Below are 26,221 nucleotides of genomic sequence, written 5' to 3'. Positions count from 1 at the left end.
ATATTTCTAAGCTATCTATGCGATAGGAAGCACTCATTCCAGCTGTTCTAGCTTTCAACCAATTTTCTAAGCTATCTATGCGATAGGAAGCGATGTTATTCAATACTCAGGTAAAACTTATCATTTCTAAGCTATCTATGCGATAGGAAGCTGGTTATATTTAAGTCAGTATCATCTTTTTCTTTTCTAAGCTATCTATGCGATAGGAAGCGACGAAAATCCAGATCTTTTACAACGATTACATTTCTAAGCTATCTATGCGATAGGAAGCCCGTGTTTTAAGGCTCTTCGGTTTAGTATATTTTTCTAAGCTATCTATGCGATAGGAAGCTATAAACTCTTATTAATAAATCATTTAATAACAATGAGTTAGTTTAATAATTTGATATTATGCTTTAAAAATAAGTTAAATCATAAGCGTATGATTTTATTATATTATTAAAGAGTAAGAAAAATATTGATTTAAAAAGAGCAATAAGTCAACTTGATTTAAAATTGAATCCACTCGTTTTAGGCATTAAAAAGCAAGACAAAACAAGGTATCATAAGCCGTTTTGCATCATCATCTTTTGGAGACCCCTGAGTGGAGCGACCGACCATTAATCCTGAACAATTACAGGAAGCCGCAGAAAACTTAACAACAATTCGTGATTTTATTCGTTTTGGAGTGACTGCATTACGTCAATACGATGCTCATTTAGGTCAGGGAACCGAAGATTATTTTGCAGAAAGCTCTGCGCTAGTTTTACAAACGCTTTCTCTAGAATGGGCCGCAGATGCCGAGATTTTGGATGCAAAACTTTTACCAAGCGAAAAAGCTGAATTTTTAAGTTTGCTTGAGCGCCGTGTTAATGAGCGTATTCCGACCTCTTATTTACTTAATCTAGCTTACTTTGCCAACAAGCCATTTTATGTCGATGAACGTGTATTAATTCCGCGTTCACCTATTGCTGAATTGATTGAACAGCGTTTTGCGCCGTATTGTCTGGATGAACATGGCAATATGCATGAGGCAATAAATAATTTACCTGAAAACTCAAATCCTAAAACTCCGCAACGTATTTTAGATATGTGTACAGGTTCAGGTTGTATTGCAATTGCTTTGGCTTATGCATTTCCAGAGTCGGAAGTGGACGCAACTGATATTTCCAAAGATGCGCTTGAAGTCGCTGCGATTAATACAGAGCATCACGATAAACAATATCAAGTCGCGCTATTAGAATCTGACTTATTTTCAAAAATTCCTGCCGAAAATCAATATGATTTAATCGTCAGTAATCCACCTTATGTAGATGCTGAAGATATGGCAGATTTGCCTGAAGAATTTTTACATGAACCAGAACTGGCTTTGGCAGCAGGTCAGGATGGTTTGGATCTGGTGCGTAAAATGTTGGCTCAAGCGGCAGATTATTTAACTGAAGATGGTTTAATTGTCATTGAAGTAGGAAATTCTGAATGGGCAATGCGTCAGAATTTTCATACCATTGACTTCCACTGGTTGACCTTTAAAAAAGGTGGTTCAGGTATTTTTGCTTTAACCGCGGAGCAATGCCGCCGTTATCAGCGTTTATTTCAAGAATCTTTAGAAGCTTAAAGGAGTTGTAAATATGGCAGGGAATAGTATTGGACAACTCTTTCGTGTGACCACCTGCGGTGAATCACATGGTGCCGGCTTAATGGCGATTGTCGATGGTGTTCCACCGGGACTTGAGCTGTGTGAAGAAGATTTGCAAAAAGATTTAGATCGTCGTAAACCGGGAACCTCCAAATTTGCAACGCAGCGTAAAGAGCCTGATGAAGTTGAAATTATTTCTGGAGTTTTTGAGGGTAAAACGACAGGAACATCGATTGGTTTACTCATTCGTAATACAGACCAGAAATCGAAAGATTATGGCAATATTGCTCAAACCTTTCGCCCGGGACATGCGGATTATACCTATACACAAAAGTATGGTTTCCGTGATTATCGTGGTGGCGGACGTTCGAGTGCGCGCGAAACAGCAATGCGTGTTGCAGCGGGTGCAATTGCCAAAAAATATCTTGCTGAAAAATTTGGTATCGTGATTCGTGGTCATGTCACCCAAATTGGTAATGAAATTGCAGAAAAACTGGACTGGAATGAAGTTCCAAATAATCCATTTTTCTGTGGTGATGTCGCTGCCGTACCGCGTTTTGAAGCCTTAGTGACTTCTTTACGTGAACAAGGTACAAGCTGTGGCGCAAAACTGGAAATTTTAGCCGAAAAAGTTCCAGTGGGTTGGGGTGAGCCTGTATTTGACCGTTTAGATGCTGATATTGCACATGCCATGATGAGCATCAACGCTGTAAAAGGTGTAGAAATTGGTGATGGTTTTGCTGTAGCAGGTCAGTTTGGTCATGAAAGTCGAGATGAGTTAACCACAGACGGTTTTCTTGCTAATCATGCAGGTGGTATTTTAGGTGGTATTTCTAGTGGACAAACTATTCGTGTCGCTATTGCCCTTAAACCAACCGCAAGCATTACCACTTCAGGTAAAACCATTAATCTGGATCGTGAAAATACCGACGTATTAACCAAAGGTCGTCATGATCCTTGCGTGGGTGTTCGGGCAACACCTATTGCGGAAGCGATGCTTGCGATTGTTTTGATGGATCACTTCATGAGAAACCGTGCGCAAAATGCGGATGTCGTTGCTCCATTTGCACCAATCGAATCTTAAGTTAGTCTTATATAAAAAACTCACCATCATCTTTCGGTGAGTTTTTTATTGTAAAAATAGATTTAAGAAGAATATACACCGACAAAATTTTGGTAAGCAGATGAAGCTCGACCATCAATATACATTGGTCGTTTGATGGCACCGTGGTCTGTACTAATTTGAACATCAATGCGTTTTGCATTTTTAAAGTCATTTAAAAAACTACTTGGCACAACAATATGGTTCGATGAGCGTTTCGGTTCTAAACGGCTGATATATTCAAGTTCAGTGGGTTGTGCTGGGGTATAACTTAGGTGTTTACCATCCACGATAAAAGTTATTTTTTTGATATCATAATAGAGATAACTACTATTTAAACGCACATCGATACGAAGTTGATTTTTATTCCCCGAATTCCATGAGGCCGCCATAATCGGACACTGTTCGTTCGGTTTACATAGTAATAATCCTGCTGTTGCTAATCGATCAGTGTTACTTTTATTTTCAGGAACAGTGGCACAACCGTGTAATAAAATGAAAGCTGTCATTAGTCCAACTATTTTTTTCATTTCAGATTTCCCCTTAAATATGTTGTATTCATTTTCTTAATCTTCATCTATGCCCAGAAAATGAAAGGGTGGTGCCGTTTTGAATTGTGCTGTTGCATCACCTGCATAGATATTCTCTTGATTTTTACCTAAATCTAACTTACGTGTCACCCCATCTTTGAAATTAATTTTGTTAAGATCGACCCAGAAACTATTCGGTGAAAGCGCAGATTCGAAAAAGTAAAGTTTACGCTTATGATCAACGACCGTACGCCAGCGGGTTGAAGAGATATTGGGTTCTTCATGAGTATTTAGCCCATAAGGGACAGAGACATTTCGAATAACACTGAAAACGGAGGCAAGTGCTTCTTTAGGATCATCATTTTTAGGAATCGCATTGATATAAAAAGAAGCTCTGGCAAAACGATCTGATGCGCGATTGGTGCCTGGAAGAAAAATCGTTCCACCAATTTGTTTCCAATATTCATTGAGTGCAAGTTGCTCATCAAAAATAGGAGAGTTGGTCATTACTTGATAACTTGAATCATGATGAATGACTTGCTTACCGTTAATATATTCAACTATTGCATTGTCTCCTGTTTTATCAGAAATAGATAAGTGTAAGGTCGTTAAACGTTTCTCACCCGGCACGGCATCAGTAACGATAATAAACGGTTCTTTTTGCAGAGCTTTGACTGCTTCATCGACAGTTGCAAAATTATCTAAGACATATTGCGCCCATGCAGCAATCGTCAGTTTGGGTTTATCCGATTTGGTTCGATCTGGATATTGAGATTCAACAAGCCAAAGCAAGTTGGCATTTAAGCCTGCTTCATTCACACCATCTGTAGTTGAAATATCGTAACCTGTTGCAACTACACTGCCATATTTAGAGGTCCAATGAATCGAATTTTTCCCCACATTGCCACTGCGTTTTACACCACTAGGCAAAATCCATAAGTTGGTGCCGACATCCTGTTTCCAGTCCATAGAGCGGGCAGTAATAATGGTTTGGTTATTCCCTTGATACACCACCCGCGTACAACTTTCTGCTGTAAGGGATATCCAAAATAAACTACCGCCGATTAAACTACTTATGAGTGCTTTTTTAATCATTGTCATGTCCTCTTGTGAAGTATTTTTAATGCTTTTTTATGAGTTATGTCATTGGTTAATTTAGCGTGATTTATTTTGAATGGATGATTTTTTAACAAATTTCAGCATAAATGCTTTATGGCAGTTTGCTTATTTATTATTTTGTAAGTAAAAATTAATTTATTCTTTAGCGAAATTATATATTTTGATATTATTTTAACTTTATGTAGACTGGTCTGTATGTTTTTAATATAATATGTCCAATCTACTCAGTTCTTAAATATCAGAATTTGCTCATAATAATTTTTTTCTAGTATCAATTTTATTTGATGTGATATTAGATGTTTAATAAATACAAATATTTAGCCAATTTTGTTAAGATCAAGAAAGTACTCGATTTACCAGTTGTGCGTTTTATGGCCTGCTTCTTCCCCAAGTGGCAGGTTTTTTTTATGCTCAAAATCTATGTCAAAAAGCAGCACTCATTCATATTTTTGTAAAAATTGAATGTTAAATTAATTTGAAAATCAAAGGGCATTGCGCAATGAAAAAAACCAATGAGACTAACTTAGATTATTTAAATAATATTATTGATGATTTTAAAGATACTAAAGAAAAGCCCAGTAAAATTTTAATAGGTTATAAAATATATGCTGAACTAATGAATGATGCTAAGTTCAAAAGCGAAATACTAGAATCTGCTTTAGATCCGAATAAACGTAAATATCGAAAATTAAAAATAAAAATTACTCAAGATGAATATCAACTTAAAATTGAATAACGCTAATGATTGTCTAAATAATCTTTTGAGAAATAAGCCATTTTTTGAATGGCTTATGATTTGAATTTGTTCCAAATGTTGTTCGAGATTATGTGTTTTCAAAATCTTTTCATTGTTTCGAAATCTTTTTTAAAGCTTGCCAATGATTCTATTGGCAATCGAATTATTGATCTTTGTATTTGATAATAATTTAAAAGGAAAAAAATGTTTTGATGAGAGTGCTCAGTTTGATCATTGAACTCAGGCTCGTTCAATTCTTCTAATTTAGTCTTTACAAGATACTCAAAAAATACGTATATAAGGCCATATCTCCAGAAAAAACATAGATTATCTTCCAATATACACAACGTATGGTTAAGTCTCTATGGAAACTAAGATTACAGTCCTACCGACTTTTCCGATTGACTTAGCAGTAGATCGGGTGAATAGTATTTCATAAAAGCTTGGCATTAGACTTCTTTCATGATTGTTTAACCCTCTTTATTTTTCTCCCATTAGGACAAATAAAAGTAAGCTACGAAAGAAGTCTATTCAAATTGATGATTTTTTAAGAATTGTTTTGTTTATTAATTGTTTATATATCTGGTCAAGCTTTGTAAAGCAGTAAACAATAAGCTGAAAAGGTTTAAATAGTATGGATAAAATGAGAACAACAGTAAAATATGTCGTGCTCAAAGGTGATGATTATCAACTCGGAACTGCTTTACATGAAGAGCATCTGGATGCGGGGAGTACATATTTTGACAATATACCTTCTGTGGTGACTTTTAATGGGCGTGATTTTCGGGTCAAGTATAAAGAGTTGATACGCAAACAAACCTATGATGAAAATGATGAATCTCAACACATTTTAGTGAAAATGATTGCAATGAACTAACTAAATTTAACAGTTTAAAATTTAAAATCGCGGATAATCTATAAAGTTTAAGTTGAAGTGTGAAATCAAATAATGACTAAAAAGATCTTATTTATTCTATGTGGCGGCACTCTTGTTTTATCTGCTTGTAGCACGACCAAGACACCTACGCCACAAAAAATTGGAATGCCTAATCCAGCAAGTCAGTACTGTATCGATCAAGGCGGTAAGTTGGAGATGAAAAAAAATGCAAATGGTGATGCTTATGCCAATTGTATTTTACCAGACGGTCGTGTCATTGAAGAATGGCAATTATTTAGACAAGATCATCCTCAAAAATAAGACACAAAAAAAGCTCAGAAAACATAAGCATTCTGAGCTTTTTTATGAATCAAAATTTATAACATTACAAACATAATAATCAGACCCAAAGCAATCCGATACCAAGCGAAAACACGTAAAGTATGTTTTTCCACAAAACGCACTAAAGCTTTTACTACAAATAATGCAGCGAGAAAAGCCGTGATAAAACCAAGTGCTATATTGGTCATATTATCCGCGGTGAGTATATTTGCATTACGAATTAAATCAAAGGTTGCTGCACCGAGCATTGTAGGCATCGCCAGAAAAAAAGAGAACTCGGTTGCTGCTTTACGTGAAAGTCCTGCGAACATCCCACCTACAATCGTTGCACCAGATCTTGATGTCCCAGGGATCATGGCAACACATTGAGCCAGACCAACCAATAGCGCCTGTTTAAAGGTGATTTGAGTGGCTTCCGTAGTTTTATGATCAAACTTGATGGATTCTGCCCAGAAAATAATTAAACCACCCACAATCAATGCAATGGCGACAACTAAAGGGCTAAACAGTACAGATTTAATAAAATCGACTGCCATCACACCAATAATGACCGCAGGAAAAAAAGCAATCAAAACACTAATACAAAAGTGCCGCGCCTCTGCATCCCCACTAAAAAAACCTTTAATCAAATCGACGATTTTTTGTCGGTATAACCAGCAAACTGCCAAAATTGCACCTAACTGAATCACGACTTCAAACACACGTCCACTATCAGAATGAAAATCAATCAGATGACCAAAAAGAATAAGGTGTCCAGTACTAGAAATAGGTAAAAACTCAGTTAGGCCTTCAATTAGTCCTAAAAAGAGAGCCTTAAAGGCTTCAAGGTGTTGCATGGATGATTACTCATGAATCAGATTTAATGATATTAATTAAAAAGAAAGGTGAGAGTGTAAGTAAAAAACTAAATATTTTTCAAATCATAACAGCCTTACTTTTATTCTTTTTTAAGAAATAGAGTTTTCTTAAAGTTCAAAATTGTATACGCATTAACGCAAGGATCGAATAGATGGTTCGGTTTCCATTGTTAATATTTGTGAAAATTTTCTCCTCAGTGAGAAGCTAATGCTTTTTTCAGTCTCAGGAGTAGGGAATTTATAAAATATCATTTAAATTAATGAGAATCATTTGCAATTGATTGGGCGTTCTTGTATATTAGCGCCACTGGAAAGTTTCATGGGCTTGCCAGAAATAAAAAGACTACTTCAGTAGTATGTACAGCGTGATCCTTAACAACCCCATTGTGTTGAGCAATGGGTTTTTTTATTAAAGTCGTTAAGTGCAATTCTGTATCAATCACACTGACCAGTGATCTAAACAGAATGATTGATCATTTGATTGCATCTTCAATTTCCTGAATATTAATTTTTTGCATACGAAACATCGCATTCATGGCGCGTTGGGAAATTTCGGAATCTGGGCTATTAATTAACTCAATCAGACGTTTCGGAACAATCTGCCAATGTATGCCGAATTGATCTTTCAGCCAACTACATTGCATCGCTTGACCACCATGTTGTAATAACGCAGACCATAAGTGATCCGTTTCCATTTGGCTTGAGGTTTCTACAACCAAGGAAATCCCTTGGTTAAAACCGAAACGATGTGAATAAGAGGAATCCATACAATATAAAATATAATCATCAATTATAAATTGCGCGTGTTGTACATATTCAGGATTCTCTGAACGATTTTCTCCGTCTTTATAACGCATGATGCCACTGACTTCAGAATTGGGAAAATTTGCGTATAAAATTGCATTGCATGCAGTGCTTTTCCCGCATTGTCTTCAGTAAACATTAACGTTGGAATCAACTGTTGAGTATTTAAGTCTTCTCTTGTATCCAAATAAAGTTGCCATGAAACGCCAAACCGATCCTGCACCCAGCCATACATCTCGCTCCAAGGATAACGATCCAAAGGCATTAAAATTGAACCACCATCGATGAAATGATCCCAATAATATTGAATTTGCTCACTAGACCGGCTTAATAACATCAAGGAGATAGATGGATTAATCTGAAATTCAAGATCAGGTCCACCACTGAGTAGCATTAATCTTTGATTAAAAATAGAGAGTTGTGACACATAGTCATTGGTTTGCAGTAGCTGAGCGTTAAACAATGAGCTATAAAATTCTGCTGCCTCACTGCGGCCAGATTTTAACCATACACAGGGATAGATATCATTATTCATCGTTATACTTTTTTTATTGTGTTGATGATTATTTTATCAGTAAATTGGGTAAATATTAACCAAAAATTTAAAACTATACATCACGATTGAAAATAAATGCGACTAACATCTATGTATAGTGTTTTGGTACAGGAATCAATCCAATACCAAAATTGATCATTAAGAAGATGACTTTTGTTGTTCAAGTTGTTGTTTTAAATATAAATCAACATAGTATTTTTCAGTGTAGTCATCTGCATATTGGTTCGCCTGACTCCGCGTTTTAGTCTTCTCAGTCTTTTCTATAAGACCTGATTCAGGTGAATAAAGGAGCACCCACCATTGTCGATTAATACGTCTAACATTGAAAAGCTCTTTACTATATTTACGTTTTGCCATTGTGAATCATGTGATGGAAAATATTGAGACCAGTTCTACTTGAGCCTTACACTTAAGTCAACACAGACCTTAGGTAACTGTTCAAATTTTATAAAAATAATGAAATCTTTTAAATTTTAAATAAATAGACTTAAAAAATGAGGCAAGAAATAGAGTTAATACATGAAATTTACTGTAAATGTAGTGTTGTCTTTTGTTAAGTTGCAAAAGTCAAATTTAATTTAATTATCAATACAAGATTTTGATATTTAATAAAATTTTTTAAATTTTAAATTGTAAAAAATGCTTACTAATTATACAATTGTAAGCTATTTCTCACAATCTTGTAAGCCAAAAGCTTATTCATTTGAAATCTCATGAAACTATACTCACTCCAGCACATCAAAAAGGCATCTTGACTATTAAATAGAAAGCTGAATATTAACTGAGAGATCTGGAAAAAATAATAAAGATATCTTTATTAATATAAATCGTCTAAATAATAGAGAAGAATCTCAAATAATCAATTGATGTGCCAATATCTCTCCTCTTTGGGGGAGGAGGAGAGATAATTATTCAATCACTAATCTATAGGGTATTGGTATGTTCATCATTAAAAATATATTTGTATTTTTATTATCCATCGTTTGTTTATGCCTAATGCTCATTATTTTTAATTATTTAGGATTTATGAAAATTATAAACCTTGTTGTTTCTTCAGTTATTTTTGGAACTTTTATCACCTTATATTTTAAGGAGATCAAATTATGTATGACTCTATTTGCGCTGTTTTTTGGTGCAATGTTATGCATAAGTCAGACTATGGAAGTGGTTCTCATGTTTTTAATTACGCTGTTGGTCTATTTTACAATTACCACGATGATGCCAAAGCTAAAAAATATACAAATCAAAATTAATCAGCCTATAGGAATGGATTAATTTTCAAACAAATAGAACCAGCATTTATTTTATCTTGTAGATAAAAGAATACATTATTTCCAATAATCATTATAAATTCAAATTTTAATAAAAAATCTAACCAAGATAAAAAAGATGTTTTTAATATTATTAAAATATATTATAACGCAGATATTTTTGAATCAAAAAACGGTTGCTTTACCCTAAACAGCAAGGGTATGGCATAAAAATTTTAATGAAGGATTGTAATGTTAAGAGTTTTTTTTATTGCTTGTTTGGTTGTACCTAACTTTGCTTTTGCCTTGTCTCCAGATCAGGAGTGTCAACAAATTGCAGAAGTCGCAGCAGCAGTGATGCAACAACGTCAAGATGGTGTACCTTATTCGACTCAACAGCGAATTTCACAAGAATTTAGTTCCGAAGAAACCAAAGAGTTTTATATGGATATTGTTGAAGATGCCTATACAGAAAAACAGTTAAATACTGATACTGCCAAAGAGCAAGCGACTCAGGCTTTTGGCAAGTCTTATTATGATCGTTGTATGGCTCCAGAATAAGTTTTAGGTACTAGATCGCTGTTTACAAAACAATAAATGGCAGCAAGACTGGTGATTTATCCAATAAAAGTAAGTGAAGACTTAGCTTAAGTTTTATAAAATTACAGCGTTATCTAATCTTGCATATAGTTTTGCCGATATTGTTTGGGTGAAAGATCAAATTGTCGCTTAAATGCTTGACTAAACGCGGTTTCCGATGAGTAGCCGACATTATTGGCAATCTTTTGAATCGTGAGATTACTCTCTCTTAATAACTGGCTGGCAAGACGTAAACGATGTTGTTGTAAATATGCTAAGGGTGTTTCATGAATGATGCTTTGAAACAGACTGGCAAATTTTGAACGAGACATGCAGCATTGTTCTGCAAGTAATTCAACCGTCCAAGGGTGTTCTGGACGACCATGTATTACAGCAAGTGCACTGGAAAGCTCAGGATGACTTAATGCATTCAACCACGAGCCTTGATCATCAAGCTGAGAAATATAATCTCTGACACATTCGATCAACAAAATACTCATCAAATGATCAAAAATTTTATCGCGGCCGGGTTGGATCCGTTGCGTTTCTAGTGCCACAAAGTACAAGCCAACTCGCAACCATTCTGGCCCAGTCGAACTCATGGCATGATGAATATGAATATAAGAGGGAAGTGCACTGAGTAAAGGTCGTGCCATCAAAGTATCAATATGGCAACGTACCGTAAAAATTAATGCAGATTCAGAGGATCTTGTTCCGATTTCAATTGCATCGTCCCGATGACCTTTAAAAAAATCACTAACATCTAAACTATCAATCAGTTTGTTGTCCTGATTATTTGAGCCATGATGGGCATTTCCAGATGGAATTAAAACAATATCGCCAGCCTGTGCAGTTAAACTGGTATTGGAATCAATTTTAAAATGAATTGAGCCCATTAAAATAATATGCGCAATAACAGCATGCTGTTCCTGCATGGAAAATGCCCATTCTCCCTGCGCTTTTATATAAATATATTCAGATTTATTTAAATGAATATCGTCAAAAATTTTGCTTAATGCATCCATATTCGTTTTAAGTTTCTTTTTCCAGTATTGAAAGACAAAAGCAATCAGATAAAAAATGTGATTTTAGGACAAAAAAATGGTCGAAAATGCCAAAGACTTTTACATAGGTTTTTTGGACGCATGCAACTGTCTTTCAAAGTATAAATTCAACAAGATACAGATATCAAGAAAGAAAGGATGCGAGACATGAATGCTTCAGTAAAAGTCCAGCAAGAATTGCTCACGGTAGCTTCAAAGTCAAAATTAGAATTAGATCGTAAACGTTATATGTGGATGTTAGGACCAGCTTTACCTGCCATTGGGATTGGTATTTTAGCGGGTTATCAATTTGCACCACGTCCATTGAAAAAGCTTTTTGCTTTAGGTGGCCCAATTGTATTACATGTGATTATTCCGACCATTGATACCATTATTGGTAAAGATGCCAATAATCCGACTAATGAAGATATTAAGTTACTGGAAAATGATCCATATTATGCCACTTTAGTCAAAACTTTTATTCCATTACAATATGCCGCAAATGTTTATGCCTGTTATATTGCCAGCCGTAAAGAAACCTCATTTTTAGATAAAATTTTAATTGGTATCTCTATGGGAGCGGTGAACGGTATTGCGATTAATACTGCACATGAACTCAGTCATAAACAATACCGGATTGATCATCTCTTGTCTCATATGGCCCTTGTTCCGACAGGATATAACCATTTCCGCGTTGAACATCCTTATGGACATCATAAACGTGCTGCGACACCTGAAGATCCAGCATCTTCACAAATGGGAGAGACGTTTTATGAGTTTTGGCCTCGTACGGTATTGGGTTCTTTAAAATCAGCTATTGAAATTGAAACCAACCGATTAAAACGCAAGGGTAAACAGTTCTGGTCTAAAGACAATGAACTGCTACAAGGCTGGGCAATGAGTGCCACTTTCCATGCCTCAATGGTTAAATTGTTTGGAAAAGGGGCAATTCCTTATCTAGCAACTCAGGCATTTTATGGCATCAGCTTGTTTGAAATCATTAACTATATTGAACATTATGGTTTATTGCGTCAGAAAAAAGCCGACGGTAACTATGAGCGTACCATGCCAGAGCATAGTTGGAACAACAATAACATCGTGACTAATTTATTTTTATATCAGTTGCAACGTCACTCAGATCATCATGCTTATCCAACTCGTCCATTTCAGGCATTGCGTCATTTTGATGAAGCGCCTGAGCTGCCAAGTGGTTATGCGAGTATGTTATTACCTGCATTGATTCCGTCAATGTGGTTTAAAATGATGGATAAACGTGTTTTTGATCACTATAAAGGTGATTTGAACAAAGCCAATATTTACCCTAAACGTCGCGCTAAAATTTTTGCGAAGTTTGGTTTGGTCGATAAATCATTGCAAACTGAAGAAAACTCGACCAACTCATAAGTTTTATCTAAGTTTTCCTTGAACAGCCCTAATTGTGTTTAGGGCTTTTTTTATAGTTTAAGCTTCCAACGCTTTTAGCATCCAGATTTCACAGGCTTGACTATGTCCTGTTTGACCACGTGGTTGAGCTAAGTGTTGGAAGCCCAATCTTTCATACAAACTGACTGCTTCTTTAAGTGTCGCTGTTGTTTCCAGATAACAATCATGGAAACCTTGTGCTTTGGCGAAATCAAAACATTGCTGTAAAAGTTTTTTAGCAAAACCCTGACCGCGTAAGACAGGCAAGAAATACATTTTCTGAATTTCGAGTAAAGTGGAATCTCCCAATAATGGCGCAATGCCACCACCACCCAACACGTTATCATGTTGATCTACAATCACCCAGTATTGACTGTTGGGATGATGATAAACCTCAGACATTTGATCCAGTATTGGGTCCGAAACTGCAAATCCTGCATCTGTGGCTAGACCATATTCTTTTGAGACTTCACGGATGACCTGAGCAATTTGGGGATTATCCTTGGTTTGGATAGGACGTATAAAATACATTGATAAGCATGAATAAAAAAAGTGGAATCGAATTTAGCTTAAATCCAGATTCCACTCAAGTCGATTTATTTTCAATAAAATATCGTTGAAAATTATTTTAATTCACTGGAAGATTTACCAAGTTCGCGACGTGCAATAATCAGTTGCTGGATTTGCTGTGTTCCTTCAAAAATATCCAGAATCTTGGAGTCACGTGCCCATTTTTCCAGTAATTCATCTTCGTTATAACCTACGCTGGCTGCCAACTCGACACATTTTAGGGTAATGTCATTGCCAATTCGACCTGCTTTGGCTTTGGCAATAGAAGCTTCTTTGGAGTTTGGCTTTTTATTATCTGCCATCCATGTGGCTTTTAAAGTCAGTAAACGGGCAGCTTCCCATTCAGCTTCCATCCGATAAATTTGAGCAGCAATATTAGAGGTCTGCAAATAAGGCGTTGCATAGTCTGCTTCAAGCTCATCTTTAAAAATTTCTTTAATACGCTCTAGTGAGGCTTTGGCACAACCGACGGCCATAGCTGCAACCAGTGGACGGGTATTGTCAAACGTTTCCATCACACCCGCGAAACCTTTGGCGACATCGACTTCAGCATTGCCTAACAAATTGGCAGCAGGAACACGACAGTCGATAAAACTAATCGCCGCTGTATCTGAGGCTTTAATCCCTAATTTATGTTCCAGACGCTCAATTTTCATGCCCGGTGTGCCTTTAGGAACCACAAAGGATTTAATTGCGGCACGGCCTAATTTACGATCCAGTGTTGCCCAAACTACAACAGAGTCAGCGCGTTCGCCAGAGGTCACAAAGATTTTTTCACCATTCAAGATATAGTCGTCACCGTCTTGGGTGGCGGTGGTTCGAATGGCAGCAGAATCAGAACCACAACCTGGTTCGGTAATCACCATCGCAGCCCATGTGCCTTTAAAGCGTTCGAGTTGCTCATCGTTAGCAACGGCTGCTATTGCTGAATTGCCTAAACCTTGACGGGGCATACTCAGTAATAGCCCTGTATCTCCGTAGCACATTTCAATGATGCTGAGTGCTGTAGACAGATTGGTGGCATTACGGTTGCCTTGATCCTGACTTTCATTGCGTTTTCCTGCTCCAGCCGCGCCAGCATTCATGCCTTCGCCACCTTCATTCATCCCGTCAACCAATGAGGCGAGCATATCCAGTTCTTTGGGATAAGCATGTTCAGCTTTGTCATATTTACGTGAAATAGGACGTAAAACATTCAGTGCAACTTCATGCGCCTGATCAATCAGCATCTTAAATTTTTTAGGATTTTGTAAGTTCATTTAATTTTTCTCCGATTAAGCATGCAGACCTGAATGTAAAATTGCTGTAGCACGTAAATCACGATACCAGCGCTCAACAGGGTGTTCTTTGGTAAACCCATGACCGCCTAAAACTTGTACGCCATCTGTGCCAATTTTCATGGATTTTTCGGCACACAATAAACGCGCCAGATATGCTTCACGGTGGAATGGTTGACCTGCTTCAGCCAGACTTGCTGCATTTAAAATCAACATACGCATGGCATCGATTTCAATCGCCATATCTGCGATCATAAATGCGACACTTTGACGATGTGAAATCGGTTCTCCAAATGCAGTACGTTCATTGGCGTAGGTAATACAGTAGGCTTTGACTGCTTCACAGGTACCGACTGCCATTGAACACCACATTAGATTGCCTAGATCTATAAATGTGCTGTAATCAAATTCTTGGTCACCCAAACGTGTTGCGGGTGTATTTTGAAAGTTCAATGTGACTGATTGTGTAGCTTTGAGTCCCATTGCAGGCGAACTTTTTAGGTGGATGCTATCGTCACGCTCTACAACGAAAACATCAGCCTGACCATTGAAATCCGCACTGACCAGCAATAAATCAGCGGTTTCCCCTAAAACGACTAGCGTTTTTTCGCCCGAAATATAAAACTGATCATGGGTTAACATGGCTTTGGTTTTGAGTTTAAATGGGTTAAATGCAGGCGTGTTTTCCTGTACTGCAAAAGTTGCCTGAATCTTGCTATCTGCGGCAAAAGCAGTTAGATATTTTGATTGAACCTCTTCGGAACCCCAGCGGGTCAGTGCATTGATCACGCTGAATGTACTGAGTAATCCTGCGGTTAAACTAAAATCACCCCGTGCCAGATGTTCTGCGATCAGGATATTACTCACAATATTTTGTTCTGCTGCCACACCGCCTAAGGCTTCAGGAAGGGCATAGTAATTAAGTCCTAAATCTTCGATATATTGCCAAAGTTGATCTGGGAATTTGGCATCATGATCGGCTTGATGTGCAAGTGGAGCTAAAACTTCTTGTGCAAATTGAGACATGGCCTCAACGGTCATTTGTTGTTCTTCAGTCAGGCTTAAATCGAACAGGTTTTTTTGCTGATTTGGTAAACGCTGACGATCAATATTTTGAGGTTTAAAGGCTTTTTGAGTATGACTCAGTGCTTTAAATCCTGTTTTTGAACCTTGGTAAAGTGATTTTTCTATTAACTTGCGTAGCTTAAATTGGTCCAGTAAATCACTGGATGCCATTTTTGTCAGTAATGAAAGTCCAAAACCTTGGGCTTTATTGACCATATTCGTCATTGCGCTGCATCCTTCGCAGTATTAATTATTGTTTTTATGCTGACATGCCTTAAATCAAAAAACCATGTCAGTGCTGACAGTGATATTTGAGGATGATAAGTGGAAAATACGAAAGATGATATCAATCTAATCTTATGAATTTTATATGAAAATAAAAAAAGAATCGGAAAGTCAATTTAAAGAATTGACTAGGCTGACAAAGTTACAACCTAGTCGAGTATAAATTATCTATTTTTAAGCGTATTTGCGGATCATTTGTCTGACATTGGTTCTTGCATCAATGACGGTCATAAACGTGTAGGCACCGATGAATTTACGGCTGATAAACATAAACTCTTTAGGGGGAACTGAAAAGTAACGTGATGCCATCGATTTGCTGGCTTGTTGCATGACGCGGCTATGTAGTTGACTCTTTTTCCAATTGTAACGTTCTTGTTCATCCATCAAACCTTGTGGCATGTCAGGATTATTTTCAGGGCAGCTAAATGCTTCAGTGGCAAGTAAAAACACTTTAGCCATGTCGGGTTTGATCGCTTGTGGAATTGAATCAAAAAATTCATAGCCTGTCATGGCTTTGACCATGGCATCGGCATCATGATGATAGCCTGCTGTGATTAAGCTTCGAGCGACATTTAACAAGTGGTCATCAAACTGACGAATAGCACCAAAGTCGAGCAATACAATCTTGTCCTTGATATCATCACCGTTGCCTAAACGTACCAAATAATTGCCAAAGTTTGGGTCGGTTTGCATTTCGCCCCATTCAAAAATTTCGCGAACTGCGATTTCGAGCGATGCTTCTCCAAGCAGATTGCGACGTTCCTGTGGTAATGACAGCATCACGGGACTATTGATTGGAACACCACGTTCAAAGGTCATGCATAAAATTTTATCGGTACAATAATCATCAATAATATGTGGCACGACATAACGAGGATCATGTTTAAGACGTTCTGCAAAGCGTCGTGTAGTTGCTGATTCTATGTCATAACTAACTTCGCGATGCATCATTTCACGGACTTCTTCAAACCACTGATCGAATTCACGGGTTTGAGGCACCATACGTGTCAGCTTGAGCATATTTTTAAATAAGCTCATATCTGAATCAATCGCTTCGGCAACGCCTGGATACTGGATTTTTAAGACCAATTCTAGTCCATCAGATTTACGTGTGGCACGATGGACCTGAGCCAGTGATGCAGTCCCAATCGGTTCATGATCAATAGTCAGTTCATGAAGTTTATCGCCGAGTTGTTCTTGTAAATGTTCTTTGATCGCTGGCCATGCGAGCGCAACAGTCTGGTTATTAAGTGTGTTAAGTGCCTGAGTAATTTCTTCTGGCAAAAAATGTTCGCCGTAGAGCGCCATCATCTGACCGATTTTAACAATCGAACCTTTGAGTTTTCCAATTTCTGAAACTAAATAATTTGCCTGTTCTGTCATCGCTTTTTTACGTTTTTTTTCTTTTTCTTCGTCACTTGAAAAAAAAGAAGACGCATTTGCCGTTGCCCAGCGAGTACCCGCAAGCAATGAGGCTTTAGCGATAGATAAGCGTCGATCCATAGATGATGTTTTTAGGTTCTTAAGCTTATCGTTCTGATCAGACATATAAAATCCTTGCTAAAGTCATGCAGAGTCAATGAGTATAATTGTAGCGAATATTACATGCTATGACCGTATTAAAACAGTTAGAGTGGAAGAATGTTTATCTGAAATTTTTGGATAGTACAAAAAATATTCAAATTGAGGCTGTGAGCATATTTGTAGCTCAGTTTTTTATGCAATCTGCACGAACTTCGAGTTAAATAGAAAAGCAAATTCAGTCAATAAGTGAACAATAGCCTTTTTTACAAGACATGTTTATTTCTCCCTATTTAGGAGAAACATAAAGAAGATTTAAACCATGAGAAAAGAAGTCTAAAAGATCGATTTACACTCTACATACGAAACTTGATTTTAAGACTCTCGCGCATTTTTAATTGATTGACATGACTTAAAATATGCTGATCAATCATGGCCTGAACAGATCGATGCATAAAGCCTAAGGCATAGCCCTTGACAATAATAATACTCGGTAAGGTGAAGAAGAAATACTTTGCATCTTCAAGTGATGCATCTTCAAAAACACCATGAGAGTTTAAGGCATCACAAAAATACTGTTTCTCAGCTTTAACATGGCCTGAATCTACATCATTCCAATAGTTTTCACGCATTGCAAAAAGATTGTTGTGTTTATAGCTCATCGAATTAGAAAATCTCTACCAAGAAATGAAGGAGTAGGAATAAGACACTCAGTTAAAAGTCATCCTGATGTCAAATTTAGTTTAAATGAATTTGCTGAAAGTACAATTTTAAAGCACAAAAAATTGTTATAAATGCGTGAAAAAATCTTCACATTTGTCAAACTTTAGTTGTGGTGATGAGACAACTTAGAATGTTAAAACCCTGTATTTGATCAATTATAAGGTTACTAAGATAGCTTTTTTGTCTAAAAACTTAATTTGATAAAATACCATAGACTTTTTTCATCATTGTTTAAATCCTCTTTAATTTTTTCTCATAAGAAGAAATAAAAGGGACTCATGAAAGAAGTCTAATATGAAATGAAACGCTATTCTTTTGATAAGATGCTGTAGTTAAATATCGATGAGCATAAATACGTGATTGATCTGCCAAATTCTGAGTTGGAACTAAGTGATAGTGAAATGCATCTGTATAGCCGTCAGATTTTACTAGAGGGTTGGGATATAGAAGCTCAGGAAAGATTAAAGCTTGCCAATGTCTTGATTGTCGGTGCAGGTGGCATTGGTTGTACCAGTGCCGAATTGTTGGCTCGGGCGGGGGTTGGAAAATTGACGATTATTGACCCAGATACAATCGAAGTCAGTAACCTACAACGCCAAATTGCGTTTACACCGCAAGATTTGGGTCAGTACAAAGCGGAAGTTTTAGCAAAAAGGCTGTATCAGATTAACCCTTATATTCAAATCGATTATTTAACCGAACGTCTGGATGATACGAATATCGATAAGCTGCTTCAACAGCAGGATTTGGTATTGGATGGTTGTGATAACTTCAGCACACGATATTTAGTCAATGCCGCCAGTAAAAAGTTGTCAGTTCCTTTAATTAGTGCCTCAGCCATTGGCTTTCAGGGGCAGTTATTGATGGTAGATGCAGATTCGGCTTGCTATGAATGTTTATTTCCTAAAGAACAACATGACAATGAAGGCTTACGCTGTGCTGAATCGGGTGTACTTGCAACGACCCCTGTCATGATAGCGTCATTACAAGCTCATCACACTTTGCTGTTTTTAGGGTTAAATTTAAGCCCTTTAAAAAGTAAATTGTTACTTTGGGATGGTTTAACCCTGAAACAGCGTATTCTGCATTTTGAAAAAGATACAAATTGTCCAATTTGTCAGGCAAGTTTATCGGTAAACTAAATGAAGTTTGATACACTGCTTCGATAAACCAAATCACATTGAATGATATGAAAAAAAATATTTTGTTTGACGGGTTACGCTCCGTTGCTCGTATAGGCGAAACAGCCGTGGTCGCTGCTAAAGCAGGCATTAAATACGCGACTGAAAAGCCAAGCAATGCCAAACTTATGCGCGAAACCTTTGAATCTTTGGGTTCGACTTATATTAAACTCGGTCAGTTTATTGCGAGTACACCCTCACTATTTCCGCGTGAATACGTTGAAGAGTTTCAGGGTTGTCTGGATCAAACACCGACGTTACCGTTTAGCTATATTCAAGAAGTGTTAGCGACTGAGTTTGCAGGTCGTAACCTAGATGAAATTTTTGCTTCAATTGATGAAACGCCATTGGCTTCAGCATCTATTGCTCAAGTACATGCGGCAAAACTCACTACAGGTGAAAATGTCGTCATTAAAGTGCAAAAACCAGGTGTTGAAACGATTTTATACACCGATTTGAATGTGGTGCATTGGGCGACCAAAATGCTGGAAAAAGCTATTCCAAAGGTCAAGTTTGCTTCACTTTCTGAAATTGTTGATGAAATTAAAACACGAATGGTGCGTGAGGTTGATTTTATTGAAGAAGCTCAGAATCTGGATGATTTTGTAGAATATCTTCAAATCACTAATAATCAGGCAGCTACTGCACCAAAAGTTTATCATCAGTTTTCAACGCGCCGTGTACTGACCATGGAGCGTCTATATGGCGTGTCCTTAACTGATTTTGAAGTGGTCAAAAAATACGCCAAAGATCCATCACAAGTTTTAATTACAGCGATGAATACATGGTTTGGAAGTTTAATGCTGTGTAAGAGCTTTCATGCAGATTTGCATGCAGGTAACCTCATGTTGCTCGAAGATGGACGTATTGGTTTTATTGATTTTGGTATCGTTGGGCAACTGAATCCAGAAGTCTGGACTGCATGTTTAGCCTTTATGGATGCTTTACAAAAAACTGATTACACCGCAATGGCTGAAAACATGCTGAAAATGGGCATGACTCATACAAAGATTGATACTCATGTCTTGGCACGTGATCTTGAGCGCTTATTTAGTGGTGTTTTACTTGCCGATCCTCAGGAAATTTTGACTTCAAAACCGTCTGATTTAAATGACATTATGCTAGATATGGTGGCTGTGGGTGAGCGTCATGGGATCAAATTTCCGCGTGATTTTGCGCTGTTGTTTAAACAAATGCTGTATTTTGATCGTTTTATGCGCGTCCTTGCACCATATACCGATATTTATGCAGACCAACGTTTGAAAATGGTTCAAACTATAGAGCCACAATCGTTGTTTAAACATTAATTTTGAGTTAGATCATCATGGATGCCATTGTTATTGAAGGTTTAAAGGTCAATACTGTAATTGGCTGTTTCAATTGGGAACGGCAAATTATTCAACCTTTAATGCTGGATTTAATCGTTCATGTTGATTTGAGCCAAGCAGCTAAATCAGATGATCTTGAGCATACTTTAAATTATGCTCAAATCTGTGAACTTGCTGCTCAAACCATTCAAAAAGCACAACCGAAATTGATTGAGCATGCGGCTCAACGGGTTTTGCAAGTGCTTTTCGAGACGTTTTCAGCGATTCAATCTATTATTATTACCATTCGTAAGCCTGCCATTATTGCAGAAGCCAATTCTGTAGGAATTCGCCTTGAACGCCAACGAAACGATTTTTGCCCTCGCATTGGCGAGTAATCTTGATCCAGAATCACATTTTCAGATTGCCTATCAAACCATTCAGTCATGGGGTGAGGTTACATTTTCACATGTTTATCAGATTCCGTGCCGTGATGGTGTTGGAGCGAATTATTGGAATTCAGCCTGTCTGTTAAAATCTCTCAAAAGCCGATCTGAGATTGAAATCGCGCTGAAACAACTTGAGGCTCAATCAGGTCGTATTCGACCATCACATCAAATTTCGCTCGACGTCGATTTGATTGCGTGGGGAAATCATCTTGGTGAGATGCAGTTTAATCCTAAAAAAATGCCACTCGCAGTAGATGTCAAAATTCCACTTTATGAGTTATGGAAAAATGCTGTGCTATACGTTTCAGAGTGCAATTTTCCACAGGTTGATTTTCAAATCAAGACTCAAGCCCATTCGTGATCGTAATGATATTTATCTGATTAAAAAAAGTAAATTTTGATGATCACTTTTCACGTTTATAAGATTTTACGCAAAATTTACGCCAGTTAAACTCTCGGCAATAGAGAGTTTACGGACATTATACGCATACTGAGATTCGGGAAATCCGTTTCAATTTCAGGAATATAATAATGTCTAGCGTCTATGTCGGTAGCATTTTTAGCTCTACACTCGAAGGGCAAAGTCTAAAAAGTCTTCAATCATTATTCACATTTCAGATGAAAAATCTCTGTCGTTTACAGGGGATTTTGTCATGCTAGAACTTTATTTATTACTTGCATTAGTCATTTTACTTGCTTGGCCATTGGGTAAATATCTGGCGAAGGTCATGGCGAATCAGCCGATGAAATCTGATGTCATGTTTGGTTGGATTGAAAGACCTATTTACGGGATTTTGGGGATAAAGCCAGAACAGCAGATGGGACTTCGCCAATATATCGCCGCATTTTTAGTAAGTTGTGTAGTGTTATTGGTTTTATCAACTTGCATTTTTATGACCCAAGCATGGCTGCCGTTAAATCCAAATCAAGCCCCAAATATGAGTTGGGATTTGGCTTTACACACCACTATTTCTTTTTTAACCAATACCAATCAACAACATTATTCAGGTCAGGCTCAACTATCTTATTTTTCACAAATGACAGCAATCGTGGGTTTGCAGGTGATTACCCCGATGATGGGCTTGGCTTTGGCTGTGGCAACGCTTAGAGCTTTTTTTCTACAGAAAAAAAATAATGATAATCTGACTTCTGAATCAATCCAATTGGGAAATTATTGGTCAGACTTAGTCCGTCCTACGGTGCGTTTCTTAATGCCATTGTGCTTAATCTGGTCATTATTATTGAATTGGCAGGGGGTTCCTGCAACTTTTCAGGGTGGTCCAGAAGTACAAGTACTAGATCATTCTGTAGAAAAACAATTACAAAAAATTCCACTAGGTCCTGTTGCTCCAATGGTTGCCATTAAGCAATTAGGCAGTAATGGTGGGGGATGGTATGGACCTAATAGTAGTGTCCCACTGGAAAATCCTACACCATTTTCAAACTTTCTGGAAATGCTGGCAATTCTCCTCATTCCAGTCTCATTGATTTTTATGGTGGGATATTTCACTCAACGTAAACGCTTTGCCGTATTTGTGTTCGGAACCATGTTGTTGATGTCCGTCCTTTCTGCGACCGCATCAATCTGGTCAGAAAGTTTAACTGCAACTGCACATCAAATCACAGTCATGGAAGGTAAAGAACAACGCTTTGGTGCCGCATCTTCAGCATTATGGGCAGCAGTCACCACGCAGGTAAACAATGGTTCGGTCGATATGATGCATGACTCATCTGCACCATTAACTGGATTGGTTGCCTTGAGCAATATGTTGATCAATGCGATCTGGGGCGGGATTGGATGCGGTTTACAGCAATTTATCGTTTATTTGCTACTTACCGTGTTTATCGCTGGGTTAATGACTGGGCGTACTCCTGAATTATTTGGTCGTAAAATTGAAGCGGCTGAAATTAAGTTATTGGCCATTCTCATTTTGCTACAACCGATTGTGATTTTAGCTTTTACCGCAATCACGCTGGTTAATCCTGCGATATCGGGCATTAGTAATGCGGGTGCGCATGGAATTAGTCAGGTGTTCTATGAATATGTGTCTGCATTTGCCAATAATGGTTCGGGTTTTGAAGGCTTGGGTGATAACACAATTTGGTGGAATTTAAGCTGTAGTGCAGTTTTATTACTGGGTCGTTTTCCAGCCTTGATTATTCCTCTCATGATTGCTGTTCGTCTTGCTCAGAAACGTCAGGCTCCCGAAAGTTCAGGAAGCTTAAAAGTAGAAACACCTACCTTTTCATTGACCTTAATTGCGGTCGTCATCACTTTAACCTTGTTGCAATTTATGCCGATTTTAGTCCTTGGGCCAATTGCGGACTATCTCAGTATGCAGTTGGGTTAAGGAGGAATAACTATGTCAACTCAAATTCAGTCTCAACAAACGAGTCAACAGCGCATCGAAGCGATAAAAAGTGCTTTTGTCAAATTACTGCCTCAACACATGTTGAAAAATCCAGTCATGGGTATTGTCTGGTTAGGCACACTAATTACGGCATTTAGTACAGTGGCAGGCTATACCGAATGGTTGTTTGGTAGTCTAGTTACGATCATACTCTTTATAACTGTATTATTTGCCAACTATGCAGAAGCGATAGCTGAAGCCAGAGGGCGTGGACAGGCCTCTTCATTGCGTCAGGCACGACAAAATCTAGTCGCAAGAAAACTGGAATCATTACAGAATCGTACAACACATGAAATTGCGGCCACTCAGCTTAAAATTAATGATTTTATTGAAGTTCACGCAGGCGAGTTAATTCCTGCTGATGGTGAAATTGTTGAAGGTTTTGCGACAATTAATGAAGCAGCGGTGACAGGTGAGTCTGCGCCTGTATTGCGTGAAGCAGGAACAGATCGATCAGGGGTCATTGGTGGCACTAAAGTATTGACCGATTCTATTATTGTGCAGGTAACTGCCGATTCGGGAAATAGCTTTCTAGATCGCATGATTGCTTTGGTTGAAGGTTCAAACCGTCAAAAAACACCGAATGAGATCGCACTGGGTATTTTACTCATGGTGATGACATTGACTTTTGTCATGGTCGTGGCGAGTTTGCCTTTTATCGCCAGCTATTTGCAGATCAGTATCAGTCCAGTGGTTTTAGTGGCATTACTGGTGTGTTTGATTCCAACCACGATTGGGGGATTATTGCCAGCGATTGGCATCGCAGGGATGAATCGAGCACTCAAAGCCAATGTTCTAGCAAAATCTGGTAAGGCTGTTGAAGTTGCGGGTGATATTGATGTCTTGCTTTTAGATAAAACAGGAACGATTACCTATGGTGACCGTCAAGCGACTGCATTTTATCCCCTGACATCGGTTTCTGAGGCTGATTTAAGAATGGCAGCTTGGGTGAGCTCTTTGGCTGATCCAACCCCAGAAGGTAAATCGATTGTTAAATTGGCAAGAGAACAAGGCTTGCAAGCGATTGAGCCTGAGAATGCTGAATTTATTGCGTTCAATGCTTCATCACGTATTTCAGGTGTCAATCTGGAAAATGGTCAACAGATTCGTAAAGGTGCTCTAGATGCGATTTTAAAATTTGTACAGCACTCGCAAGCCGATGTCGAGTTAAAAGCTCGAGTTGAACAAGTTGCTTCAAAAGGTGCAACGCCATTGGTGGTTGCCAATCAACAGCACATTTTAGGGGTAATTGAACTCTCTGATGTGATCAAGCACGGTATTAAAGAAAAGTTTGCCCGTTTACGTGAAATGGGTATTAAAACCGTGATGGTCACAGGCGATAATCCACTGACCGCTGCTGCAATTGCGGCGGAAGCGGGCGTGGATGATTATATTGCAGAAGCACGTCCTGAAGATAAATTAGCGTGTATTCGTAAAGAGCAACAAGATGGTCATCTGGTCGCCATGGTGGGAGACGGAACCAATGATGCACCTGCATTGGCGCAGGCAGATATTGGTTTGGCCATGAACTCAGGCACTCAGGCTGCTAAAGAGGCGGGGAATATGGTTGATCTGGATTCCGATCCAACCAAACTCTTGGCTGTGGTTGAAATTGGTAAGCAACAATTGATTACGCGCGGTGCACTGACCACTTTTTCATTGGCTAATGATGTCTCTAAATACTTTGCAATCTTACCTGCACTGTTTGCTGCTGCCATTCCACAAATGCAAAAACTGAATATCATGCAGCTTTCCAGTCCAAACAATGCAATTTTGGCAGCACTGATTTTCAATGCGATCATTATTCCATTACTGATTCCAATTGCTTTGCGTGGTGTGAAATTCAAACCCTCGACAGCAACTCAATTATTACGCCGTAATATGCTGATTTATGGTGTAGGTGGCGTGGTTTTACCGTTTATTGCAATCAAAGCCATTGATCTTATTTTAGTTCATATTTTAGCTGTATAAGGAGTAGGACATGAAATCATCGGTACAATATGTTGAACCTCGTTCTGCAATATTACGTCCTGCTATTGGACTAAGTTTGGTCAGCCTTTTAGGGTTCGGTTTGCTTTATAGCAGTGTGGCAACAGGACTAGGGCAGTTACTCTTTCCTGCACAGTCTAACGGAAGTTTGATTGAAAAGAGTCAGAGGATTGAGGGTTCCTCACTGGTTGCACAGAATTTTCAAAATCCTCGCTATTTTATGTCACGACCTTCGGCCGCGAACTATGATCCGATGGCGATGTCAGGAAGTAATCTGGCGGTGACTAATCCTGAACTGAAAGCAAAAATTGAACAGCGCTTGGTCGATACTGCAAAAGCCAATCATGTTGATGAAAACCAAATTCCGAGTGATTTGGTGACTGCATCGGGCAGTGGGATTGATCCACATATTAGTCCAGAAGCAGCGCAGTTACAGGTGGAGCGTATTGCTCAACTCAGACATTTATCAACGCAGCAAGTGATGAATATTGTCCATCAACATACTGAATCGAAACAATTTGGACTGTTGGGACAAGCACGTGTAAATGTGCTTGAATTGAATCTGGCTTTAGATCAACTTCATCCATAACCATAAATGGATCAAAATCATT

General features: G+C 38.0%; 27 protein-coding genes and 1 CRISPR repeat array. Of the genes, 15 read left to right on the top strand and 12 right to left on the bottom strand.

Annotated features, from left to right (window positions below):
* Positions 1-3 precede the first annotated feature (3 nt).
* Positions 4-331: direct repeats of the CRISPR family, unit length 28 nt; unit sequence TTTCTAAGCTATCTATGCGATAGGAAGC.
* A 252-nt stretch (positions 332-583) separates the two neighbouring features.
* Both prmB and aroC read left to right on the top strand, forming a co-directional pair.
* The gene (prmB, locus tag F944_RS05940; protein ID WP_004988155.1) at positions 584-1,594 is read left to right on the top strand and encodes a 50S ribosomal protein L3 N(5)-glutamine methyltransferase; all 1,011 of its coding nucleotides are present in this window, start codon (positions 584-586) and stop codon (positions 1,592-1,594) included.
* Positions 1,595-1,607: 13 nt separating this feature from the next.
* Positions 1,608-2,699 carry a chorismate synthase gene (aroC, locus tag F944_RS05935; RefSeq protein WP_004988153.1) on the top strand — a complete coding sequence of 364 codons (1,092 nt, stop codon included), beginning with the start codon at positions 1,608-1,610 and terminating at the stop codon, positions 2,697-2,699.
* 62 nt (positions 2,700-2,761) lie between these two features.
* Here aroC and F944_RS05930 read toward each other — a convergent pair whose 3' ends face one another.
* A complete protein-coding gene (locus F944_RS05930) occupies positions 2,762-3,247 on the bottom strand; it encodes a hypothetical protein (protein ID WP_004988150.1) in 486 nt (161 codons plus the stop codon).
* Positions 3,248-3,283: 36 nt separating this feature from the next.
* Positions 3,284-4,342 carry a linear amide C-N hydrolase gene (locus F944_RS05925; RefSeq protein ID WP_004988147.1) on the bottom strand — a complete coding sequence of 353 codons (1,059 nt, stop codon included), beginning with the start codon at positions 4,340-4,342 and terminating at the stop codon, positions 3,284-3,286.
* A 523-nt stretch (positions 4,343-4,865) separates the two neighbouring features.
* Between F944_RS05925 and F944_RS05920 the strand changes: the two genes are divergently transcribed.
* The 3 genes from F944_RS05920 (at position 4,866) to F944_RS05910 (ending at position 6,300) form a co-directional block, all read left to right on the top strand.
* The gene (locus tag F944_RS05920; RefSeq protein WP_004988145.1) at positions 4,866-5,102 is read left to right on the top strand and encodes a hypothetical protein; all 237 of its coding nucleotides are present in this window, start codon (positions 4,866-4,868) and stop codon (positions 5,100-5,102) included.
* A gap of 634 nt (positions 5,103-5,736) precedes the next feature.
* Positions 5,737-5,979, top strand: a complete 243-nt coding sequence (locus F944_RS05915; protein ID WP_004988139.1) for a hypothetical protein — start codon at positions 5,737-5,739, stop codon at positions 5,977-5,979.
* A gap of 72 nt (positions 5,980-6,051) precedes the next feature.
* A complete protein-coding gene (locus F944_RS05910; protein ID WP_004988137.1) occupies positions 6,052-6,300 on the top strand; it encodes a putative hemolysin in 249 nt (82 codons plus the stop codon).
* Positions 6,301-6,356: 56 nt separating this feature from the next.
* On the opposite strand, the gene F944_RS05905 is transcribed toward F944_RS05910, so the two are convergent.
* The 4 genes from F944_RS05905 to F944_RS05895 all read right to left on the bottom strand — a co-directional run bounded on the left by F944_RS05905 (position 6,357) and on the right by F944_RS05895 (position 8,895).
* Positions 6,357-7,157 (bottom strand): undecaprenyl-diphosphate phosphatase, encoded by an 801-nt coding sequence (locus F944_RS05905; protein ID WP_004988135.1) that lies wholly within the window; start codon positions 7,155-7,157, stop codon positions 6,357-6,359.
* A 494-nt stretch (positions 7,158-7,651) separates the two neighbouring features.
* Positions 7,652-8,035, bottom strand: a complete 384-nt coding sequence (locus F944_RS17255; protein ID WP_244489479.1) for a VOC family protein — start codon at positions 8,033-8,035, stop codon at positions 7,652-7,654.
* A complete protein-coding gene (locus tag F944_RS17250; protein ID WP_004988132.1) occupies positions 7,969-8,517 on the bottom strand; it encodes a VOC family protein in 549 nt (182 codons plus the stop codon). The genes F944_RS17255 and F944_RS17250 overlap by 67 nt, the downstream gene beginning before the upstream one ends.
* A gap of 159 nt (positions 8,518-8,676) precedes the next feature.
* The gene (locus F944_RS05895; protein ID WP_004988129.1) at positions 8,677-8,895 is read right to left on the bottom strand and encodes a hypothetical protein; all 219 of its coding nucleotides are present in this window, start codon (positions 8,893-8,895) and stop codon (positions 8,677-8,679) included.
* Positions 8,896-9,477: 582 nt separating this feature from the next.
* Between F944_RS05895 and F944_RS05890 the strand changes: the two genes are divergently transcribed.
* Positions 9,478-9,813 carry a hypothetical protein gene (locus F944_RS05890; protein ID WP_004988127.1) on the top strand — a complete coding sequence of 112 codons (336 nt, stop codon included), beginning with the start codon at positions 9,478-9,480 and terminating at the stop codon, positions 9,811-9,813.
* A gap of 227 nt (positions 9,814-10,040) precedes the next feature.
* Entirely contained in the window at positions 10,041-10,349 is a 309-nt protein-coding gene (locus F944_RS05885) for a hypothetical protein (protein WP_004988124.1), read from the top strand.
* 113 nt (positions 10,350-10,462) lie between these two features.
* Here F944_RS05885 and F944_RS05880 read toward each other — a convergent pair whose 3' ends face one another.
* Entirely contained in the window at positions 10,463-11,392 is a 930-nt protein-coding gene (locus tag F944_RS05880; protein ID WP_004988117.1) for an AraC family transcriptional regulator, read from the bottom strand.
* A gap of 186 nt (positions 11,393-11,578) precedes the next feature.
* Between F944_RS05880 and F944_RS05875 the strand changes: the two genes are divergently transcribed.
* A complete protein-coding gene (locus tag F944_RS05875) occupies positions 11,579-12,814 on the top strand; it encodes an alkane 1-monooxygenase (RefSeq protein WP_004988115.1) in 1,236 nt (411 codons plus the stop codon).
* Between the two features lie 57 nt (positions 12,815-12,871).
* Here the strand turns inward: F944_RS05875 and F944_RS05870 are convergent, their stop codons facing one another.
* The 5 genes from F944_RS05870 to F944_RS05850 form a co-directional block, all read right to left on the bottom strand.
* Positions 12,872-13,363 (bottom strand): GNAT family N-acetyltransferase, encoded by a 492-nt coding sequence (locus F944_RS05870; RefSeq protein ID WP_004988113.1) that lies wholly within the window; start codon positions 13,361-13,363, stop codon positions 12,872-12,874.
* 92 nt (positions 13,364-13,455) lie between these two features.
* The gene (locus F944_RS05865; RefSeq protein ID WP_004988112.1) at positions 13,456-14,661 is read right to left on the bottom strand and encodes an acyl-CoA dehydrogenase family protein; all 1,206 of its coding nucleotides are present in this window, start codon (positions 14,659-14,661) and stop codon (positions 13,456-13,458) included.
* Positions 14,662-14,676: 15 nt separating this feature from the next.
* Complete coding sequence (locus F944_RS05860; protein WP_171063263.1) at positions 14,677-15,960, bottom strand: acyl-CoA dehydrogenase family protein; 1,284 nt, start codon at positions 15,958-15,960, stop codon at positions 14,677-14,679.
* Between the two features lie 243 nt (positions 15,961-16,203).
* Entirely contained in the window at positions 16,204-17,577 is a 1,374-nt protein-coding gene (locus F944_RS05855; protein WP_004988110.1) for an ABC1 kinase family protein, read from the bottom strand.
* Between the two features lie 329 nt (positions 17,578-17,906).
* The gene (locus tag F944_RS05850) at positions 17,907-18,212 is read right to left on the bottom strand and encodes a hypothetical protein (protein WP_004998216.1); all 306 of its coding nucleotides are present in this window, start codon (positions 18,210-18,212) and stop codon (positions 17,907-17,909) included.
* A gap of 462 nt (positions 18,213-18,674) precedes the next feature.
* On the opposite strand from F944_RS05850, the gene F944_RS05845 reads away from it, so the two are divergent.
* From F944_RS05845 to kdpC, 7 genes are all read left to right on the top strand, one after another.
* A complete protein-coding gene (locus F944_RS05845; RefSeq protein WP_336165400.1) occupies positions 18,675-19,415 on the top strand; it encodes a HesA/MoeB/ThiF family protein in 741 nt (246 codons plus the stop codon).
* Positions 19,416-19,462: 47 nt separating this feature from the next.
* Entirely contained in the window at positions 19,463-20,761 is a 1,299-nt protein-coding gene (locus F944_RS05840; protein WP_004988104.1) for an ABC1 kinase family protein, read from the top strand.
* A 17-nt stretch (positions 20,762-20,778) separates the two neighbouring features.
* Positions 20,779-21,159: a dihydroneopterin aldolase gene (gene folB / locus F944_RS05835; protein ID WP_004988102.1), complete on the top strand. Its 381-nt coding sequence runs from the start codon at positions 20,779-20,781 to the stop codon at positions 21,157-21,159.
* Complete coding sequence (locus tag F944_RS05830) at positions 21,116-21,571, top strand: 2-amino-4-hydroxy-6-hydroxymethyldihydropteridine diphosphokinase (protein ID WP_004988098.1); 456 nt, start codon at positions 21,116-21,118, stop codon at positions 21,569-21,571. The genes folB and F944_RS05830 overlap by 44 nt, the downstream gene beginning before the upstream one ends.
* A 292-nt stretch (positions 21,572-21,863) precedes the next feature.
* Positions 21,864-23,561 (top strand): potassium-transporting ATPase subunit KdpA, encoded by a 1,698-nt coding sequence (gene kdpA / locus F944_RS05825; protein WP_004988083.1) that lies wholly within the window; start codon positions 21,864-21,866, stop codon positions 23,559-23,561.
* Between the two features lie 12 nt (positions 23,562-23,573).
* Positions 23,574-25,592, top strand: coding sequence for a potassium-transporting ATPase subunit KdpB (gene kdpB, locus F944_RS05820; protein WP_004988076.1), 2,019 nt, complete (start codon positions 23,574-23,576; stop codon positions 25,590-25,592).
* Between the two features lie 10 nt (positions 25,593-25,602).
* Positions 25,603-26,199 (top strand): potassium-transporting ATPase subunit KdpC, encoded by a 597-nt coding sequence (gene kdpC / locus F944_RS05815; RefSeq protein ID WP_004988073.1) that lies wholly within the window; start codon positions 25,603-25,605, stop codon positions 26,197-26,199.
* Positions 26,200-26,221 lie beyond the last annotated feature (22 nt).

Source organism: Acinetobacter ursingii DSM 16037 = CIP 107286 (genome assembly GCF_000368825.1).
GTDB classification, from domain to species: domain Bacteria; phylum Pseudomonadota; class Gammaproteobacteria; order Pseudomonadales; family Moraxellaceae; genus Acinetobacter; species Acinetobacter ursingii.
This window is presented reverse-complemented; position numbering and strand designations above follow the sequence as displayed.

Excerpts from the sequence above, each read along its gene's own strand:
- kdpC (WP_004988073.1), top strand. The coding sequence starts at position 25,603 with ATGAAATCATCGGTACAATATGTTGAACCTCGTTCTGCAATATTACGT.
- F944_RS05925 (WP_004988147.1), bottom strand. The coding sequence starts at position 4,342 with ATGATTAAAAAAGCACTCATAAGTAGTTTAATCGGCGGTAGTTTATTT.
- F944_RS05910 (WP_004988137.1), top strand. The coding sequence starts at position 6,052 with ATGACTAAAAAGATCTTATTTATTCTATGTGGCGGCACTCTTGTTTTA.
- F944_RS05880 (WP_004988117.1), bottom strand. The coding sequence starts at position 11,392 with ATGGATGCATTAAGCAAAATTTTTGACGATATTCATTTAAATAAATCT.
- F944_RS05930 (WP_004988150.1), bottom strand. The coding sequence starts at position 3,247 with ATGAAAAAAATAGTTGGACTAATGACAGCTTTCATTTTATTACACGGT.
- F944_RS05890 (WP_004988127.1), top strand. The coding sequence starts at position 9,478 with ATGTTCATCATTAAAAATATATTTGTATTTTTATTATCCATCGTTTGT.
- folB (WP_004988102.1), top strand. The coding sequence starts at position 20,779 with ATGGATGCCATTGTTATTGAAGGTTTAAAGGTCAATACTGTAATTGGC.
- F944_RS05850 (WP_004998216.1), bottom strand. The coding sequence starts at position 18,212 with ATGAGCTATAAACACAACAATCTTTTTGCAATGCGTGAAAACTATTGG.
- F944_RS05920 (WP_004988145.1), top strand. The coding sequence starts at position 4,866 with ATGAAAAAAACCAATGAGACTAACTTAGATTATTTAAATAATATTATT.
- F944_RS17250 (WP_004988132.1), bottom strand. The coding sequence starts at position 8,517 with ATGAATAATGATATCTATCCCTGTGTATGGTTAAAATCTGGCCGCAGT.
- aroC (WP_004988153.1), top strand. The coding sequence starts at position 1,608 with ATGGCAGGGAATAGTATTGGACAACTCTTTCGTGTGACCACCTGCGGT.
- F944_RS05860 (WP_171063263.1), bottom strand. The coding sequence starts at position 15,960 with ATGGTCAATAAAGCCCAAGGTTTTGGACTTTCATTACTGACAAAAATG.
- F944_RS05905 (WP_004988135.1), bottom strand. The coding sequence starts at position 7,157 with ATGCAACACCTTGAAGCCTTTAAGGCTCTCTTTTTAGGACTAATTGAA.
- F944_RS05840 (WP_004988104.1), top strand. The coding sequence starts at position 19,463 with ATGAAAAAAAATATTTTGTTTGACGGGTTACGCTCCGTTGCTCGTATA.
- kdpB (WP_004988076.1), top strand. The coding sequence starts at position 23,574 with ATGTCAACTCAAATTCAGTCTCAACAAACGAGTCAACAGCGCATCGAA.
- F944_RS05870 (WP_004988113.1), bottom strand. The coding sequence starts at position 13,363 with ATGTATTTTATACGTCCTATCCAAACCAAGGATAATCCCCAAATTGCT.
- F944_RS05845 (WP_336165400.1), top strand. The coding sequence starts at position 18,675 with ATGCATCTGTATAGCCGTCAGATTTTACTAGAGGGTTGGGATATAGAA.
- kdpA (WP_004988083.1), top strand. The coding sequence starts at position 21,864 with ATGCTAGAACTTTATTTATTACTTGCATTAGTCATTTTACTTGCTTGG.
- F944_RS05885 (WP_004988124.1), top strand. The coding sequence starts at position 10,041 with ATGTTAAGAGTTTTTTTTATTGCTTGTTTGGTTGTACCTAACTTTGCT.
- F944_RS05855 (WP_004988110.1), bottom strand. The coding sequence starts at position 17,577 with ATGTCTGATCAGAACGATAAGCTTAAGAACCTAAAAACATCATCTATG.
- F944_RS05915 (WP_004988139.1), top strand. The coding sequence starts at position 5,737 with ATGGATAAAATGAGAACAACAGTAAAATATGTCGTGCTCAAAGGTGAT.
- F944_RS05895 (WP_004988129.1), bottom strand. The coding sequence starts at position 8,895 with ATGGCAAAACGTAAATATAGTAAAGAGCTTTTCAATGTTAGACGTATT.
- F944_RS05875 (WP_004988115.1), top strand. The coding sequence starts at position 11,579 with ATGAATGCTTCAGTAAAAGTCCAGCAAGAATTGCTCACGGTAGCTTCA.
- F944_RS17255 (WP_244489479.1), bottom strand. The coding sequence starts at position 8,035 with ATGCGTTATAAAGACGGAGAAAATCGTTCAGAGAATCCTGAATATGTA.
- F944_RS05865 (WP_004988112.1), bottom strand. The coding sequence starts at position 14,661 with ATGAACTTACAAAATCCTAAAAAATTTAAGATGCTGATTGATCAGGCG.